The following is a 15,001-nucleotide window of genomic DNA, read 5'->3' as shown; positions in this document are numbered from 1 at the left end:
CGCCGCATTCGTTTGCTTTTTGGAGTCTGCATCATGAAATGGACCGACACCCTTGAGATTGCCATCCAGCTCTGCGAGCGCCACCCCGATGTGGACCCGCAGCAGATTCGGTTCACGGATCTGCATCGCTGGGTGACCGAGTTGCCTGGCTTTGCCGACGATCCCAATCGCTCCAACGAAAAGATTCTGGAAGCCATCCAGATGCAGTGGATCGACGAGGCGGAGTAGCCCAGCTGTTATGTCTCGTGGAATTGTTACGGTCAGGCCGGTGACATTGCGGAATCGGGGGCGAGGCGAGTAAAAACGGGGTCGAGCCGAGCCCCGATTTCGCTGGCACCGGTCCTACTGGCGGGTGCGCCTCTCAGTTAACTCATATATATGACTTAGTTGACATCCTGGGTCCGCCGGCCTAGAATTCCTTTGGTTGTTAGCCCAAAGGAGATCACATGATTCACGTAGTGCTGCATGACGCAAAAGACACCGTGGCTGTCGCGGTCGTCGAGGGGATCAAGGCGGGGACCGAACTCAACGCCTGGATCATGGACGAAGACAAGACCATCACGGTCAAGGCCGTTCAAGATGTGCCGATCGGCCATAAAGTGGCCCTGAAAGACATGGCGGTGGGTGAGACCGTTTTCAAGTACGGCATCGATATCGGCAAGGTGGTCGCACCAATCAAGGCCGGTGAACATGCTCATGTTCACAACATCAAGACCAAGCGCTGGTAAGCCGAACCACTTTATTTCAAGGATTAAACATGCCTGTAATTGATAAAAACACCACCTTCTGGGGTTATCGCCGTGACAATGGTCGCGTCGGTGTTCGCAACCACGTCATCATCCTGCCCCTGGACGACCTTTCCAACGCTGCATCCGAAGCGGTTGCCGCTGCCATCAAAGGCACCATGGCCATCCCCCACCCTTATGGCCGTCTGCAGTTCGGTCCGGACCTTGATTTGCACTTCCAGACCCTGATCGGCGCAGGCTGCAACCCCAACGTGGCGGCTGTCGTTGTGATCGGTATTGAAGACGGCTGGACCAAGCGCGTTGTTGACGGCATTGCCAAGACTGGCAAGCCCGTTGTTGGCTTTGGTATTGAGGGCCACGGCGACCACGAGACCATCATGCGTGCTTCAAAGGCCGCGAAAGAGTTCGTGCAATACGCCACTTCGCTGCATCGCGTAGAGGCGCCGATAGCCGACCTGTGGGTGTCGACCAAGTGCGGCGAGTCGGACACGACCTCGGGCTGTGGTGCGAACCCCACCGTGGGTAATGCTTTTGACAAGCTGCACCCCCTGGGCTCGACCCTGGTCTTCGGTGAGACATCCGAGTTGACCGGCGGCGAGAGCATCGTTGCAGCACGCTGCGCCAACGACAAGGTTCGTGAGCGTTTCATGTTCATGTTCAACCGCTATCAAGACATGATCAACCGCTGGAAGACCACCGACCTGTCGGAGTCCCAGCCCACCAAAGGCAACATCGCTGGCGGTCTGACCACCATTGAAGAAAAAGCGCTGGGCAACATCCAGAAAATTGGTAAGAAGTGCACGGTTGATGGCGTGTTGGATAAGGCTGAAATCCCAACCCATCCTGGCCTGTGGTTTATGGATTCGTCCTCGGCTGCTGCCGAAATGGTGACCCTGTGTGCTGCATCTGGTTTTGCAGTTCACTTCTTCCCCACGGGGCAGGGCAACGTGATCGGTAACCCAATCGTTCCTGTGATCAAGCTGTGTGCTAACCCACGTACCGTGCGTCTGATGTCTGAGCACATCGACGTGGACTGCTCTGGCCTGCTGCAGCGTGAAATGACGCTGGATCAGACGGGCGACAAGCTGCTTGAGTGCATGCTGGCGACCGCTAACGGCCGCTGGACGGCTGCCGAGGCCCTGGGCCATCGTGAGTTCGTGTTGACTCGTATCCACGAGTCCGCCTAACTCGCTGCTGTTGGTGGTGATTTGGTGTTCACGCCTGTGAACGCTTACCGAGGGTCAGCTTGCTGACCCTCGGCCTTACTGGCGCCTTTGTCTTCCTGGGCTATGTGGTGTTTGGCCTAACGGGTTTTGGCGCCTCAGTGGTGGCGATTCCGCTGATCGCCCAAGTCATTCCATTAAAGATTGCCGTTCCCATGATGCTGATCATGGATCTGGTGGCGGGTATTTTTGTTGGTGTCCGAAATAACCGCGATGTGGACCGGCCCGAGTTGAAAGCGCTACTGCTCTGGATTCTGCTGGGTATGGTGGTGGGGCTCACACTCTTGGTCAGTGCACCAGAGCCAGTCTTATTAGTGGCCCTTGGCCTTTTCGCAGTCTTTCAGTCCACACGTAATCTGTTGTTGCGGCCAAACCACCAGGCCATCGCGCCGGCATGGCGAATCGTCTACGGCAGTATTGGCGGCGCCTTTACAGCGCTTTTTGGTACTGGCGGACCGATCTATGCCATGTACTTAGGCCGGCGTATTCCCACTGAAGCCCAACGCCGGGCCACCCTGGCGTTTCTGATTTGGTTCACGTCTTTTGCGCGACTCGCACTCTTTATTGTGGCCGGCCTGATGTGGCAGCCAGACCTTTTCCAGCTCGTCTTAGTCTGTTTGCCCTTGTGTCTACTCGGTGCGTACTCAGGCAGTGCAATTCGTAAGCGGCTCCAGGTCCATCACTTAAATCGTTTGGTCTGGGTGATTGTTGGCCTAGCGGGGCTGTCGTTGTTGGTTCGCTATTTACCGAAGGCATTCGCACTTTAAAAAAAGGCCCAATTCCCTTTAGGGTGATCGGGCCAAGATGACGACCTCGCTGAGTCGACTTATCGCTGCGAAACGCTTTAATCGGTGAGTATTGTTTCACCCGGTTTAACGCGACTGAACTTCACTGGTGTCCAAGAGAGCTCAATCTTTCCGTTGTTCTCGCGAATCGTGGTGAAGGCCGACGATTCAAGATTGCGAATTTCAGGGAAGTCTTCACGGAAATGAGCCCCACGGGAATCTTCGCGTGCAATTGCTGCGACCGTGACGGCCTTGCTGACCTCGGTCAGGTTACGCAGGTTCATCCAGTCATGCCAGGTCAGGTTATAGGCACGGTTTTGATCGCCAACACCAATGCCCGATAGCTGATCCGCCAAGCCGTTTAACTCGCCCTGGGCGGACTGCAGGTCCTGAGCTTGTCGCAGAATGCCCACCTTGTTCCACATCGTTTCATAAAGGAAATCTCGGACCTGCTCCAGCCCCCGGCCAGTGTTGTGAAAGGGCTGCTCGTGGGCAGCGATGCTGGCCGAAATGGCATCGCGGTCGGGATCGGCGGCGCGTGCTTCTTTGCGGACATAGTCACCCATCGTGTCGCCGGCAATGCCGCCGAAGACGGTGGAGTTCGCCACACCGTTACCACCCAGGCGATTGGCGCCATGGACGCCGCCCGTGTCTTCGCCTGCGGCGAATAAGCCAGGCAGGGCAGTGCTGCAGTCAGGCTGGAAGACCAGGCCGCCCATCATGTAGTGGGCCGTGGGCACGACTTCGACCAAGCCGCCGGCCAGATCGAAGCCACAGTCGGCACAGCGCTCGACCATGCCTTTGAAAGATTTGCGCACCTTTTCGGGCCCAAGGTGGGACATCTGGATATAAACCCCACCATTAGGCGTCCCCCGTCCTGCGCGCATTTCGGAATAGATGGATCGCGACACAATATCGCGCGTTGCCCGCTCACCACGCGAGTCGTAGTTGTGCATGAACCGCTCTTTGGCACCGTTGAGCAGATAGCCACCGGCACCACGCAGACCCTCTTCAATCACCGTGCCGGTCATGCGGGTGCCAGATCCTGCGAGAAGACCCGTTGGATGGAACTGCACCATCTCCATATCACGCAGCGACAAACCAGCGCGAAGGGCCATGGCAAGACCATCACAGCTCTTATCACCCGATGGGGTGTGATATTTGTACATGGTGGGGCCACCACCGGTGGCCAGTAATACGGCCTTGGCCTGAACAAAGGTGTAGCCACCCGTGCGCATGTCAATCATCAATACGCCAGAGAGCTGTTGGCCGTCGGGGCTCTTGATCAGATCAATGGCGCGATGCTCTTCGAGTCGATGAATGCCCCGTGCCCAGACCTGTTCGGCAAGACGATTAATAATTTCAATGCCGGTCAGGTCGCCCTTATGCACGGTGCGGTCAAAGGTCTGGCCTGCAAAGGCTTTTTGGTGAATGGTGCCGTCGGGGTTGCGATCGAAAAAGCAGCCGAGTTCGTTTTCTAATTCATGAATACGCTCCACCGCCTTGGTCACCAATGTCCAGGCCAGGTCTTGGTCGGCGAGCCACTTGCTGCCTTCGATGGTGTCCATAAAGTGACGCTCGACCGAGTCGCCTTGGGCAAGTGCCACGTTGTAGCCACCCTGGACCATACGTGTGCAGCCGCACTTTCCGAGCAGGCCTTTCACGGCAATGGTGATGTGGGCATTGGGGGCACGTTGATGGGCGTGTAATGCCGCAAAGAGCCCTGCACCGCCAGAGCCTAAGACCAGAATGTCGGTCTGTACAGTTTTGACTTGGCTCATCGCGCTCATGATGTCTGCCCCACACCGAGCTGTGCCAACACCTTGCTGCGCTGTGCAGCCGCATGTTCTTTGACGGTGTCGTAGAGACTGTCGCCGTGGCTGTCCATGCCAACGAGTAGGGGGCCGAAATTACGGATCTTGAAACGCCAGAGGGATTCGGGATTTAAGTCATCGAGATCCACATCTTCAATCTGTTCAATCCAGGTGGTCTCTAATGCGGCAGTGCCGCCAATGATGGCCAAGTAAGCGCCACCAAGTTCTTTGAATGCGGCCAGAGAACCTTCGCGCATACCCCCTTTGCCAATGATGAAGCGCACGCCATATTGTTCCATGAGCGGGCGTGTGAATCGTTCCATACGGTCCGATGTGGTGGTGCCAATGCAAACAGGCTGATAGCCCGCTGGAAACTCTGGGCTTGGCGTGACCTTACGGACATTGGGGGCGGTGTGAATAACGGCGTGTCCGTTGAGATCAAACTTTGTTTTGCGGCCACGATCAAACATGTGAATCTGGGTGGCATCACGGATACCAAATAGGGTGGTCTGAAGGGTAACCGTGTCATTGACGCGGAGTTTGCGCACCTGTTCTTCGGTGGCGGGCATGGAAATGTCGTAATGAGCCATGGTGATCTTCGTTTCCTGATTAATAGCCGTACTCAATACCGTTTTGACTAATGACCGCGCTGGCCCGGCGGGCCGAATGGCATTGCATATTCACGGCCACAGGGTTCATGGTGATATGGGTTGCGGCCATTTCGACATGGACGGCGAAAGCGGTGCCATCACCGCCAAGACCCTGTGGGCCGATGCCCAGCTGATTCACGGCCTTGGTGAGTTCTTCTTCAAGCTTGCGGCCCTCGGCGTCGCCACATTGTGAACCCAAGGCTCGAGTGGCAGCGCGTTTGGCAAGTGCCACACACAGGTCCGATGTGCCACCCACACCCACACCAACGATGGTGGGGGGGCAGGTCTTACCGCCCGAGGCGAGCACTGAATCGATGACAAACGTTTTGACGGCCTGCAGGCCCTCGGCAGGAATGGCCATGCGCAGGTAAGAGTTGTTCTCGCTGCCGCTGCCCTTGGGCACCATTTCTAGCTTGATCATGCCAGGTGTTTCCACGAAGTCGATGTGGATGACCGGCACTTCGATCCCGCAGGAGGTGTGGTCATTTTTGCGGGTAATCGGATGCACAACGGAAGAGCGCAGCGGATATTCGCGGGTGGCCCGCTCACAGCCTTTTCGGATGGCCGCTTTGAGTGCGACGCCATCAACGGCTACATCGCGCCCAATCCAGACGTTGTAAATCGGGATACCCGTGTCTTGGCACAGCAAGTTGTCGGTGTCTTCGGCCACCGAGATGTTTTTGATCATGGTGCCCAGAATGCTTTGGGCAGTCGCATTGGATTCTTTCTTGGCAAGCTTGTCAAAGCCGGTCTTGATATCCGGGGGGAGTTGTTTGAGTGCTCGGATATAGAGCTCTTTTGCAGCATCTTCCACCTGCTGAAGATCTAGTTTAAACATGCGGTCGATCCTTGAGTGATTCAATTGAAAGTAAAAAGTGCTAAAGCTATGCCTGCGTTATGAACGTTTATGCGGTAGTGAGCAGGTTGTACAGAAACAAAAACCCAGTGCCACCCGCAATAAAAACAGACGCCGTGATCCAGCCAGAGCGCTGCCCACGCCAGGGGCCAAATTCAATCAGGATCAGGCGAATGCCGCCCACCAAATGCAAAGTGAGCAACACGACCAGCCCCCATTCGGCAAACTTCACAATGGGCAGCGCGGTCAGCGATAAGGCTCGATCCAGCGCGGCCTCGCCGCGAATGGCCTGCGAGAGCAGGAAGAAATGAATCGGCAGGAACAGGGCCAATGCCAAGCCCGAAAAACGGTGAACCATGAAGGCCCAGTAGGCGATGCTTTGGGCGCGGCCGGAACGACGTGGTGCAGTCTGCATTACACAACCCCCCACACGGCGGTCAGGCCCATGATCACGATCACCGCCGCCAGAATTTTTGAAATCAGTGATGCCGCCGGGGCTGAAAGAGACAACCACTCTTCAAGAATTTTTGCCACGCCGATTGGCACGTGCACGGCGCAGGCCAGCACAAAGAGTGCATAGAATAAGCCAAAGGCAATGCTGCCCTGTGTGCGGGAGAGGATCTCGGCTGCCGTGAGTCCGTCACGAATCGCAATAATCATGATGGTCAGGTGTACGACAACAAAGATGGTCAACACCATGGCGCTGATGCGCTGCCAATACCAGGCCTTGGCTTGGGCAATGGAAGAGCTGCTCATTTGAGTTGTCCTTTGGCGGCCATGCGGCCGACGAGTCGTTTTAGCCCAGCAATACCGGCAGTGGGCGAGATGCCTTTCGGACATCGCTCAGTACAAGCAAAATGGCTGTGGCAGGCGTGGCAGCCTGCGTCGCCTGCGATTGCTTTCAGGCGATCGAGTTGGGCGATGTCACGCTCATCGTTGGTCAGCGTCCAGGCGCGGTTGAGCGCTGCTGGCCCTAGATAATCGGGCCGCCAGGTGACCACATCGCACGAGGCGTAGCAGACACCACAGCCGATGCACTCAATGCCGGCATCAGCCGCCTGTCGCTCGGCGGAGTCTGGCCGGACCTGTGCGAATTTGTCGTGACGGGTTTTGTCGCCCTTGAATTGCCCTTTGGCCTTGGCCCACTTATCAAAGAACTGGGTCATGTCGGTGGCCAGGTCTTTGATCACGGGCAGATTGGCCAGCGGTGCAATTTCAAGTCGGTTGGTGCTGTCGAGCACTTTGCTGACATGGGTTCGGCAGGTCCAGCGGGCCTGGCCATTAACCAGCATGGCACACGACCCACACATGCCGACACGGCAGGCAAAGCGATAACTCAGGCTGGGATCGACCTCGCGCTGAATAAAGGTAACGACGTCTAAGATCGTCTGGCTCTCATGGCGTGGTACTGAGTAGGTTTTGAACTCGCCTTCTTGGCTGCCGCGCCAGACGCGGACCTCTAACATTTCAGTTTTCGAGTGCGTCTCGGTGGACATATTCGTAGTGGCTGGTGTTGACATGGGAAATTCGCCATTCGACCGGCTGTTGATTAAAGGAAAGAGCGATACGTCTGATTTCTAAGATGGGGGCGCCAGTTTTAATGCCGAGAAGTTTTGCGCTGGTGGCCGGTGCCGCCGCCGCACGGACACGTTCATCAATGCGAATCACATTGGCGCCGTAGCGTTCCAGGTACAGGTTGTACAGCGTGCCTTGGCGGTCGCGGACAATCGATTCGGTCATGCCGCGAAATAGATTGGCGGGCAGCGTGATGGTGTCCGCAATAATGGGTTTGCCGTCCATCACCAAGAGATTACGAATTCTGAAAATATCTGCGCCAAGGGCGATCTTTAGTTTGTCTGCGGCCAGCTTGTCGGCTTTGCCAGTCGCAAAGCCCAGGAATTGGACATCGGGGTAGCTTCTGGGGCCCTCGTGCGGGCTGACATTGAAAAATTGGAAGAGCTGACGGGGCCGGCTGTGGCTGGCCACGAAGGTGCCAAGGCCCTGTTGTCTTACCAAAATATGGGCTTCTACCAGGGCATCAATGGCCTTGCGCAGTGTGCCAATCGACACGCCAAAGCGCTCACAGAGCCGTTTTTCTGACGGAATGGCTTCATCAGGACGCCATTCCTCTCGGGCCAAGGCATCCATAATCTGCCGCTGGACCGACTGGTACAACGGCTCCGCTTTCTGGAAGGTTTTGAGTGACGAGTACACATGGACAGTATAGCCAAAGGCCCTAAGAGATACAACTCATATAGTTGACTTAGTCGACTTGGCCCCGCTACCATCGCGCCATCAAGACTCTGAGAAAGTGTTGCGGCCATGGCCCAGGTGGTGATTTGCGAATTTATGGATCAACCCGCGGTTGATCGGCTTAAAAAGAAGTTCTCCGTCCTCTATGACCCAAAGCTTGTCGATCAGCCTGCCGAACTGGCAGCGGCGATCGAATCGGCAGATGCTTTGATTGTGCGCAACCGGACTCAGGTCACTGCGGCCCTGTTGGCCGCAGGACCCAAGCTGCGCGTGGTGGGCCGGCTTGGTGTTGGTCTAGATAACATTGATCTGAACGCCTGTGCTGACCGCCATGTGACCGTGATTCCGGCAAGCGGCGCCAATGCCCGGGCAGTCGCCGAATATGTGATCGGCTCTGCATTTGTATTGATGCGGGGCTGTTTTTCGGCCTCGGCCGCAGTCGCTGCGGGCAAATGGCCGCGTCTGGATTACTCCAATGGCCTGGAGCTTGAGCACCGTACCCTGGGGCTGGTGGGCTTTGGTTTTATTGGCCGTCTTGTTGCAAAGCTTGCACTTCCGCTCGGTATGAAGGTGGTAGCGTTTGATCCCGCACTGTCGGAGTCAGATCCGATTTTTGCCCAACATCAAGTCTCTCGCTGTGGATCACTCGATAGTTTGCTGCAGCAATCCGATGTGGTGAGCCTGCATGTGCCGCTGACCGATGCAACCCGCAATCTGATTAACGCCGAGAAGTTGTCGCGCATGAAGCCGACCGCCGTGCTGATTAACACGGCCCGTGGTGGTGTGGTGGATGAGACTGCATTGCACCAGGCCTTGATTGCTGGAAACCTGCGTGGCGCGGCGCTCGATGTCTTTGCATCGGAGCCGCTGCCGGCCAATGTCCATCCCACCGATTTGCCATCTTTGATCATGACACCGCATATTGCGGGCCTGACTCAAGAGGCCAACGAGCGTGTGTCTAGTTTAATTGCCGAACGTGTGGAACAAGCCCTGGAGACCGTTGTATGAAGATGTCTATTGATCAGATTCGCGTCATGACGCTGGAAGCCTTTGGTCGCAAGGGTGTGTCTGAGGTGCAGTCCGTGCCCACGACGGAGGCGCTCATTCAGGCGGAGGCGCAGGGCATGGCTTCCCACGGGATTTCTCGGGTACCCATGTATTTGGCCCATGTGGCCCATCATCGGGTAGATCCCAAGGCGGTGCCTAAAGTCCTGCGTGAGACCGCATCGGCCGTTTTGATCGATGCAGCCAATGGCTTTGCCTTTCCGGCCTGTGCACAGGCAATCGACCACGCAGCGCGCAAGGCGAAGGAAACGGGCATTGCGATTGGCGCGGTAACCAACAGCCATCACTTTGGTGTTGCCGGTAATCATCTTTTGTCGATGGGGCAGGCTGGTCTGGTTGGCTTTGCCTTTGGCAACTCGCCTGCGGCCATGCCAGCCTGGGGTGGGAAGCGATCGGTCTATGGAACCAACCCGATTGCTGCGATTTTCCCAAGGAAAAACAAATCGCCAGTGCTGATTGATTTGTCCTTGTCTGAGGTTGCACGCGGCAAGATTATGGTGGCGGCCAAGCAAGATAAGCCGATCCCGCTGGGCTGGGCCCTGGATGCGCAGGGCCAACCCACCACCGATGCCAAGGCGGCGCTTGCCGGCATGATGATGCCCATGGGGGGCATGAAGGGTGCCATGCTCGCGATGACGGTCGAGCTTTTGGTGACCACACTCACGGGCGCGCAGTACGGCGCCGAGGCCGATTCTTTCTTTGTCGACGCGGGGAATCAGCCCAAGCTTGGCCAGGCCTTTATTGGCATCAATCCCGATGCGCTGGCAGGCCGTGCGGTTTACGAGCAGCGCATTGAATCCTTATTGGAATTTATTTTGCAAGATGATGACGTTCGTGTTCCCGGTGAGCGTCGGTTTGCGCTTGAGCAAAAAGCAAGGGCCGAGGGCATTGAGTTGCCCGACGCACTTGTGGAACAAATTCGAGCGATTGTCTAGGGGCCCATTGGGCAACGATTAAACGGTCCGTCTCGTCATGGCGAATCACCAGGCCTGGTTTTCCGATGTCTGCGAGCTTGCTCAGTCTGCGGCGCGCAAGTCGATGGAGCGGGCCCGCAGCCATGTTGCTGTGATCGAAAAAGGCCAAGGGGATTGGGCCAGCGATGTGGATCTGGAGATCGAGGAAGAAATTCGCGCGGCGCTGAACGCGATTGCACCCGGAACGCTAATCCATGGTGAAGAAGCTGGCCAAGGCCCACAGCAGGATGCGGTGTCGTCTCGTTATGTCTGGCATGTGGATCCGATTGATGGCAGTGCCAACTATGTCCGAGGCATTCCCCACTACGCCACGGTGATCTCGTTGACCGAGCGGCTTGCCGACGGATCAGAAGAGGTGGTGATGGGGGTAACAGCAGACCCTTGTCGCGAGGAGTGTTTTGCTGCGTTGCAGGGTGAGCCCACAACATTAAATGGGCAGCCTGTCCGCGTGTCCGCCATAAGTGTTCCGATTTCTGGACTTTTAGCGGTGGTCACCCCTAAACCCAATGCTTCTTATGTAGATTTTTTCGGCCAGTGGTTTACTCGGCAGCTGCGCACGTTCGGTGGTGTGCGTCGGTCGGGAGCGATGGCCATCGACTTGGCCTGGGTGTCGTGTGGTCGATTGGATGCCTTTGTGGGATTCAATTTAGCGCCATGGGATATTCGGGCGGGCCTGTGTCAGGTGACGCACGCAGGGGGTGTAATCAGAACACCCAAACAAGTTGGGGAGGACCCTTCGTTATCCCCAGTAGCGCCTGAGTTTTGTCTCGCAGCAAACTCAGAGCCAATCTTTATAAAACTATTAGGAGACTTAAATGCAGGATCAAATTAAACGCAGCGCACGGCGCACGTTTATCGCAGCGGTTGCGGCGACCTCGGTGATCGCTTCGCTTGCCTATGCGCCCGTTGCATCGGCCCAAGCGTATCCCAACAAACCCGTTAAGTTGGTCGTGCCATTTGTTGCAGGCGGTGCCACGGACATTGTGGCTCGTCTGGTCGCGCAAAAACTCTCGGTTGCCTGGGGCCAGTCGGTGGTGGTTGAAAACCGTGGCGGCGCCGGCGGCAATATCGGTGCTGATGCTGTCGCTAAATCGCCTGCAGACGGCTACAGCATTTTGGTCACCTCAGGCAGTATCGTGACCGTCAATCCGCATATGTACAAAAAGATGCCGTTTGATGCCAAGAAAGATCTCCTTCCTGTGACAAATCTGGCAAGCGGTCCACAGGTCTTGGTGGTGAATAACAGTGTTCCTGCAAAAGATGTGAAAGAGCTCATCGCATTGGCCAAGAGCAAACCCAATCAATTGAACTTCGGTTCAGCCGGAACGGGTAGCCAAGTGCATATGGCCGGCGAGTCGTTTGTCTATGCTGCGGGCATTGAAGCCCAGCACATTCCCTATAAAGGTGAGGCGGCTTCCTACACGGATACCGTGGGTGGTCAGGTGCAATTTATGGTGGGCAACATTGCAGGTGCAAAGGGCCATATTGATGCGGGCCGCCTGCGTGCAATTGGTGTGACCAGCAAAACCCGTTCACCACAGCTGCCCAATGTGCCCACGATTGCCGAGGCCGCTATTCCGGGCTTTGAAAACCTGGGTTGGTTTGGTTTGATGGTGCCCGCCGGTACGCCCAAGGCCATTATCGACAAGATCCATGCAGACACGGTCAAGGTTCTGGCGGACCCCGACGTAAAGTCGCGGATTGAGCAGCTCGGCATGACCACCGTGGGTAATTCACCTGCAGATTTCGCCAAAGAAATCGCTTTGGAATATGAGCGTTGGGGCAAGGTCGTGTCGGCTCGAAAGCTTCAGGCCAACTAATTTATCAACGTGAATTCTTGTGAAGTAATCTTGAGAGGGGTGCCAGATTGGTGCCCCTTTTTTATTTTTGTGAAAAGCAAGTTATTAACTATTGGTTCACAGATTAAAACTTGGTCACTAAGCTCAGCAATTTTTTTGAGGAGATAGGCATGAAACGTAGTTTCGGTCTGATGGTGCTTGCCAGTGTTATCACGATGGGTAGTGCGGTCGCGCAGACATACCCATCAAAACCAATTCAACTGATCGCTCCTTTTGGCCCCGGTGGGGATGCGGATCTTTCGGCCCGTAATCTCGCGGCAGCAGCGCAGGCGCATTTGTCTCAGCCCATGGTGGTGATGAATCGTGCTGGTGCGGGTGGCACGGTTGGTACATTGGCGGTGCGGGATGCCGCCCCCGATGGCCATACGCTCTTGTTGTCGCGGGTGGGCTCCCATGCCATTGCGCCAGCGATTCAGCCAGGGCTGAAGTACAAATGGAACGAATTCACCTTCATCAGTCTTTTGGAGCTCAATCCCATGGTCTGCGTTGTGCGTGCGGATTCTCCGATCAAGACTCTGGCAGATTTGGTCGAAAGTCTTAAAAGAAACCCTGGCAAGCTGACTTACAGCACGAGCGGCACAGGTACTTTGTTGAACTTTGCCACCCAGACCCTGTTCGATGCTGCCAAACTCGGCAAGGCTGCGGCCGTTGAGGTGCCCTATAAGAGTGGTGGCGAGGCCGTCACTGCGGTGGCCAGCAGCCAGGCCGATTTCTCTTGCACCAACCTGGGCCCGGCCTTGCCGCTGATGCGGGGCAATCGCGTTCGGGCTTTGGTGCAGACCGTTCCAGAGCGTTTTAAAGATTTGCCCGATGTGCCAACCGCACGCGAAGCCGGATATCCGCAGCTTGAAGCCATGGTGGGTTGGAGCGCCTTGGTTGGCCCCCCGAATATGCCCAAAGACGTGGTGAACCGCCTGTCATCGGCGATGGCAAAAATCGGCGCGGATCCCAAATGGATATCGGGCACCGAAAAAATTGGCGGCATGCCAAAGCCAACCACGCCTGAAGAAACCGCTAAATTTGTTGCTGAGCAGGTCGCGGTGTATGAGCGTCTTGGAAAACTTTTAAATATTGAAATCAAATAAGGAAACCACAGTGGGAGCAAATTCCTCAGCCGCTAAGGTCCGTGGTGCGGACATTCTTGCCAAGGCTTTAGAGATCGCGGGTGTTCAGAATATCTACACGCTGTCGGGCAATCACATCATGCCCATCTTTGATGCAGCCATTGACAGCCCTTTGCGCTTGTTTCATGTCCGGCACGAGGCTGCTGCGGTTCATATGGCCGATGCCGCAGCGCGACTGACGGGTAATGTGGCGGTGGCGATGGTCACCGGCGGCCCCGGCCACGCCAATGCGGTGTCGGCGATGTACACGGCACTGCAGGCAGAGTCGCCGGTCTTGCTCCTTTCTGGCCATGCACCACTGAATCAGTTGGGCAAGGGTGCCTTTCAAGAAATGGACCAAGCCACCGTTGCTGCACCGTGTGTCAAGGCATCACTTGTGGCCCGATCGACCGCCACCTTGGCTGTAGATATTGCCAATGCGATCCGTATTGCCCGGTCGGGCCGCCCCGGCCCCGTGGCGCTCAGTCTGCCGCAGGATGTGTTGGATGGCACCCTCGATCAGGCCGATGTCCCGGTGTCTCCAAAAGATTTCCAACCCGTGCCGATCGTGCCTGCTGCTGAAAGTTTGAGCAATCTCCTCTCCAAAATTGCGCAGGCGAAAAAGCCTTTGGTCTTAACTGGGTCGCATTTGATGCAGCCGGCGCATCAGTCCGCTGTTGCTGCATGTCGCACAAAACTTGGCATTCCCATTATTGGCATGGAAAGCCCACGCGGCATTAATGATCCGGCTCTGGGCGCTTTTCCGGGGCTGTTGGCCGAGTCTGATTTGGTGGTCTTGGTTGGGAAGAAGATCGATTTCACTTTGAAGTTTGGCGACCCCAGCATCTTTTCTGCTCAGGCCCGTTTTGTCGTGGTCGATGCCGAAGAAAAGGTCTTGGCGCATGCGAAGACGGTGTTGGGCAATCGCCTGCTTGCAGCAATTCATGCCGACGGGCCATCGCTGATGTCAGCGATTCAGTCGGCGAGCGTTACGGCAAATTCCGCCCATGCCGACTGGACCGCACTTGCGAAAAAGACGATCGACTTTGAGCCTGCGAACTGGGCCGACTTGGCCAATGCCGCGACTGACCCCATGCATGCGATTGCATTGCTTAAGCCATTTGCTGAGATTGCCAAGACCCGCGAGGTGATTCTGGTGGCCGATGGTGGCGAGTTTGGTCAATGGGCCCAGGCCATCATCAAAGCACCAATTCGTGTGGTCAACGGCCCAGCAGGCGCCATTGGCGGAGCAACGCCGTTTGCCATCGGTGCGGCAATTGAGCGGCCTGATGCTTTGGTCTTGGCCTTTATGGGGGATGGCGCCTTTGGTTTTCATCCGTCGGAATTTGATACGGCGGTTCGTTATGGCGTGAAGATGGTCTGCGTGGTGGGCAATGACTGTTGTTGGAATGCGGAGTATCAGATTCAGCTACGCACCTATGGTGAGGCGCGTTTGTCAGGCTGCGAACTGCTGCCGGTGGAATATCAAAAAGTCGCTCAGGCCTTTGGTGCAGAAGGGGTGTCGGTTAAAACACCAGCTGAAGCACAGGCCGCGGCGAAAGCGGCTTTGGCCGCGAAAGGCCCGTTTTGTATCAACGGATTTATTTCTAAATCCGCCGCACCTGCAGTGAAGATGGTCTAGTTTCCGGCGGGCCGGCCGAAGGGGAGTTTGG

17 protein-coding genes are annotated in these 15,001 nt (G+C 56.3%); 10 read left to right on the top strand and 7 right to left on the bottom strand.

Annotated elements, in window-relative coordinates; all coding sequences use genetic code 11:
• Positions 1–33: 33 nt before the first annotated feature.
• The 4 genes from iscX to AOB54_06440 all read left to right on the top strand — a co-directional run bounded on the left by iscX (position 34) and on the right by AOB54_06440 (position 2,736).
• On the top strand, positions 34–228 hold the full coding sequence (iscX, locus tag AOB54_06455) for a Fe-S cluster assembly protein IscX (protein WVN41136.1): 195 nt from the start codon (positions 34–36) through the stop codon (positions 226–228).
• Positions 229–446: 218 nt separating this feature from the next.
• Positions 447–728: a UxaA family hydrolase gene (locus AOB54_06450; protein WVN41135.1), complete on the top strand. Its 282-nt coding sequence runs from the start codon at positions 447–449 to the stop codon at positions 726–728.
• Positions 729–757: 29 nt separating this feature from the next.
• Positions 758–1,933, top strand: coding sequence for a UxaA family hydrolase (locus AOB54_06445; GenBank protein WVN41134.1), 1,176 nt, complete (start codon positions 758–760; stop codon positions 1,931–1,933).
• A 59-nt stretch (positions 1,934–1,992) separates the two neighbouring features.
• Positions 1,993–2,736: a sulfite exporter TauE/SafE family protein gene (locus AOB54_06440; protein ID WVN41133.1), complete on the top strand. Its 744-nt coding sequence runs from the start codon at positions 1,993–1,995 to the stop codon at positions 2,734–2,736.
• A 77-nt stretch (positions 2,737–2,813) separates the two neighbouring features.
• Here AOB54_06440 and AOB54_06435 read toward each other — a convergent pair whose 3' ends face one another.
• From AOB54_06435 to AOB54_06405, 7 genes are all read right to left on the bottom strand, one after another.
• The gene (locus tag AOB54_06435; GenBank protein WVN42790.1) at positions 2,814–4,535 is read right to left on the bottom strand and encodes an FAD-binding protein; all 1,722 of its coding nucleotides are present in this window, start codon (positions 4,533–4,535) and stop codon (positions 2,814–2,816) included.
• Positions 4,536–4,540: 5 nt separating this feature from the next.
• The gene (locus AOB54_06430; protein WVN42789.1) at positions 4,541–5,164 is read right to left on the bottom strand and encodes a fumarate hydratase C-terminal domain-containing protein; all 624 of its coding nucleotides are present in this window, start codon (positions 5,162–5,164) and stop codon (positions 4,541–4,543) included.
• A gap of 13 nt (positions 5,165–5,177) precedes the next feature.
• Positions 5,178–6,056, bottom strand: coding sequence for a fumarate hydratase (locus AOB54_06425; GenBank protein ID WVN41132.1), 879 nt, complete (start codon positions 6,054–6,056; stop codon positions 5,178–5,180).
• A 67-nt stretch (positions 6,057–6,123) separates the two neighbouring features.
• The gene (sdhC, locus tag AOB54_06420) at positions 6,124–6,489 is read right to left on the bottom strand and encodes a succinate dehydrogenase, cytochrome b556 subunit (GenBank protein ID WVN41131.1); all 366 of its coding nucleotides are present in this window, start codon (positions 6,487–6,489) and stop codon (positions 6,124–6,126) included.
• Complete coding sequence (locus AOB54_06415) at positions 6,489–6,830, bottom strand: succinate dehydrogenase (protein ID WVN41130.1); 342 nt, start codon at positions 6,828–6,830, stop codon at positions 6,489–6,491. Before AOB54_06415 ends, sdhC begins: the two co-directional genes overlap by 1 nt.
• On the bottom strand, positions 6,827–7,594 hold the full coding sequence (locus AOB54_06410; GenBank protein WVN41129.1) for a succinate dehydrogenase/fumarate reductase iron-sulfur subunit: 768 nt from the start codon (positions 7,592–7,594) through the stop codon (positions 6,827–6,829). Before AOB54_06410 ends, AOB54_06415 begins: the two co-directional genes overlap by 4 nt.
• On the bottom strand, positions 7,542–8,249 hold the full coding sequence (locus AOB54_06405; protein ID WVN41128.1) for a GntR family transcriptional regulator: 708 nt from the start codon (positions 8,247–8,249) through the stop codon (positions 7,542–7,544). Before AOB54_06405 ends, AOB54_06410 begins: the two co-directional genes overlap by 53 nt.
• Positions 8,250–8,396: 147 nt before the next feature.
• On the opposite strand from AOB54_06405, the gene AOB54_06400 reads away from it, so the two are divergent.
• The 6 genes from AOB54_06400 to AOB54_06375 all read left to right on the top strand — a co-directional run bounded on the left by AOB54_06400 (position 8,397) and on the right by AOB54_06375 (position 14,970).
• Entirely contained in the window at positions 8,397–9,335 is a 939-nt protein-coding gene (locus AOB54_06400) for a hydroxyacid dehydrogenase (protein ID WVN41127.1), read from the top strand.
• Positions 9,332–10,327 carry an Ldh family oxidoreductase gene (locus AOB54_06395; protein ID WVN41126.1) on the top strand — a complete coding sequence of 332 codons (996 nt, stop codon included), beginning with the start codon at positions 9,332–9,334 and terminating at the stop codon, positions 10,325–10,327. Before AOB54_06400 ends, AOB54_06395 begins: the two co-directional genes overlap by 4 nt.
• Positions 10,328–10,364: 37 nt before the next feature.
• On the top strand, positions 10,365–11,198 hold the full coding sequence (locus tag AOB54_06390) for an inositol monophosphatase (GenBank protein ID WVN41125.1): 834 nt from the start codon (positions 10,365–10,367) through the stop codon (positions 11,196–11,198).
• A complete protein-coding gene (locus AOB54_06385) occupies positions 11,182–12,186 on the top strand; it encodes a tripartite tricarboxylate transporter substrate binding protein (GenBank protein WVN41124.1) in 1,005 nt (334 codons plus the stop codon). Before AOB54_06390 ends, AOB54_06385 begins: the two co-directional genes overlap by 17 nt.
• A gap of 149 nt (positions 12,187–12,335) precedes the next feature.
• Entirely contained in the window at positions 12,336–13,310 is a 975-nt protein-coding gene (locus AOB54_06380; protein ID WVN41123.1) for a tripartite tricarboxylate transporter substrate binding protein, read from the top strand.
• A 10-nt stretch (positions 13,311–13,320) separates the two neighbouring features.
• A complete protein-coding gene (locus tag AOB54_06375; GenBank protein WVN41122.1) occupies positions 13,321–14,970 on the top strand; it encodes a thiamine pyrophosphate-binding protein in 1,650 nt (549 codons plus the stop codon).
• The last annotated feature ends 31 nt before the right edge of the window (positions 14,971–15,001 follow it).

The sequence above is a fragment of the beta proteobacterium MWH-UniP1 genome, assembly GCA_036362785.1.
GTDB lineage: Bacteria > Pseudomonadota > Gammaproteobacteria > Burkholderiales > Burkholderiaceae_A > Lacustribacter.
This window is presented reverse-complemented; position numbering and strand designations above follow the sequence as displayed.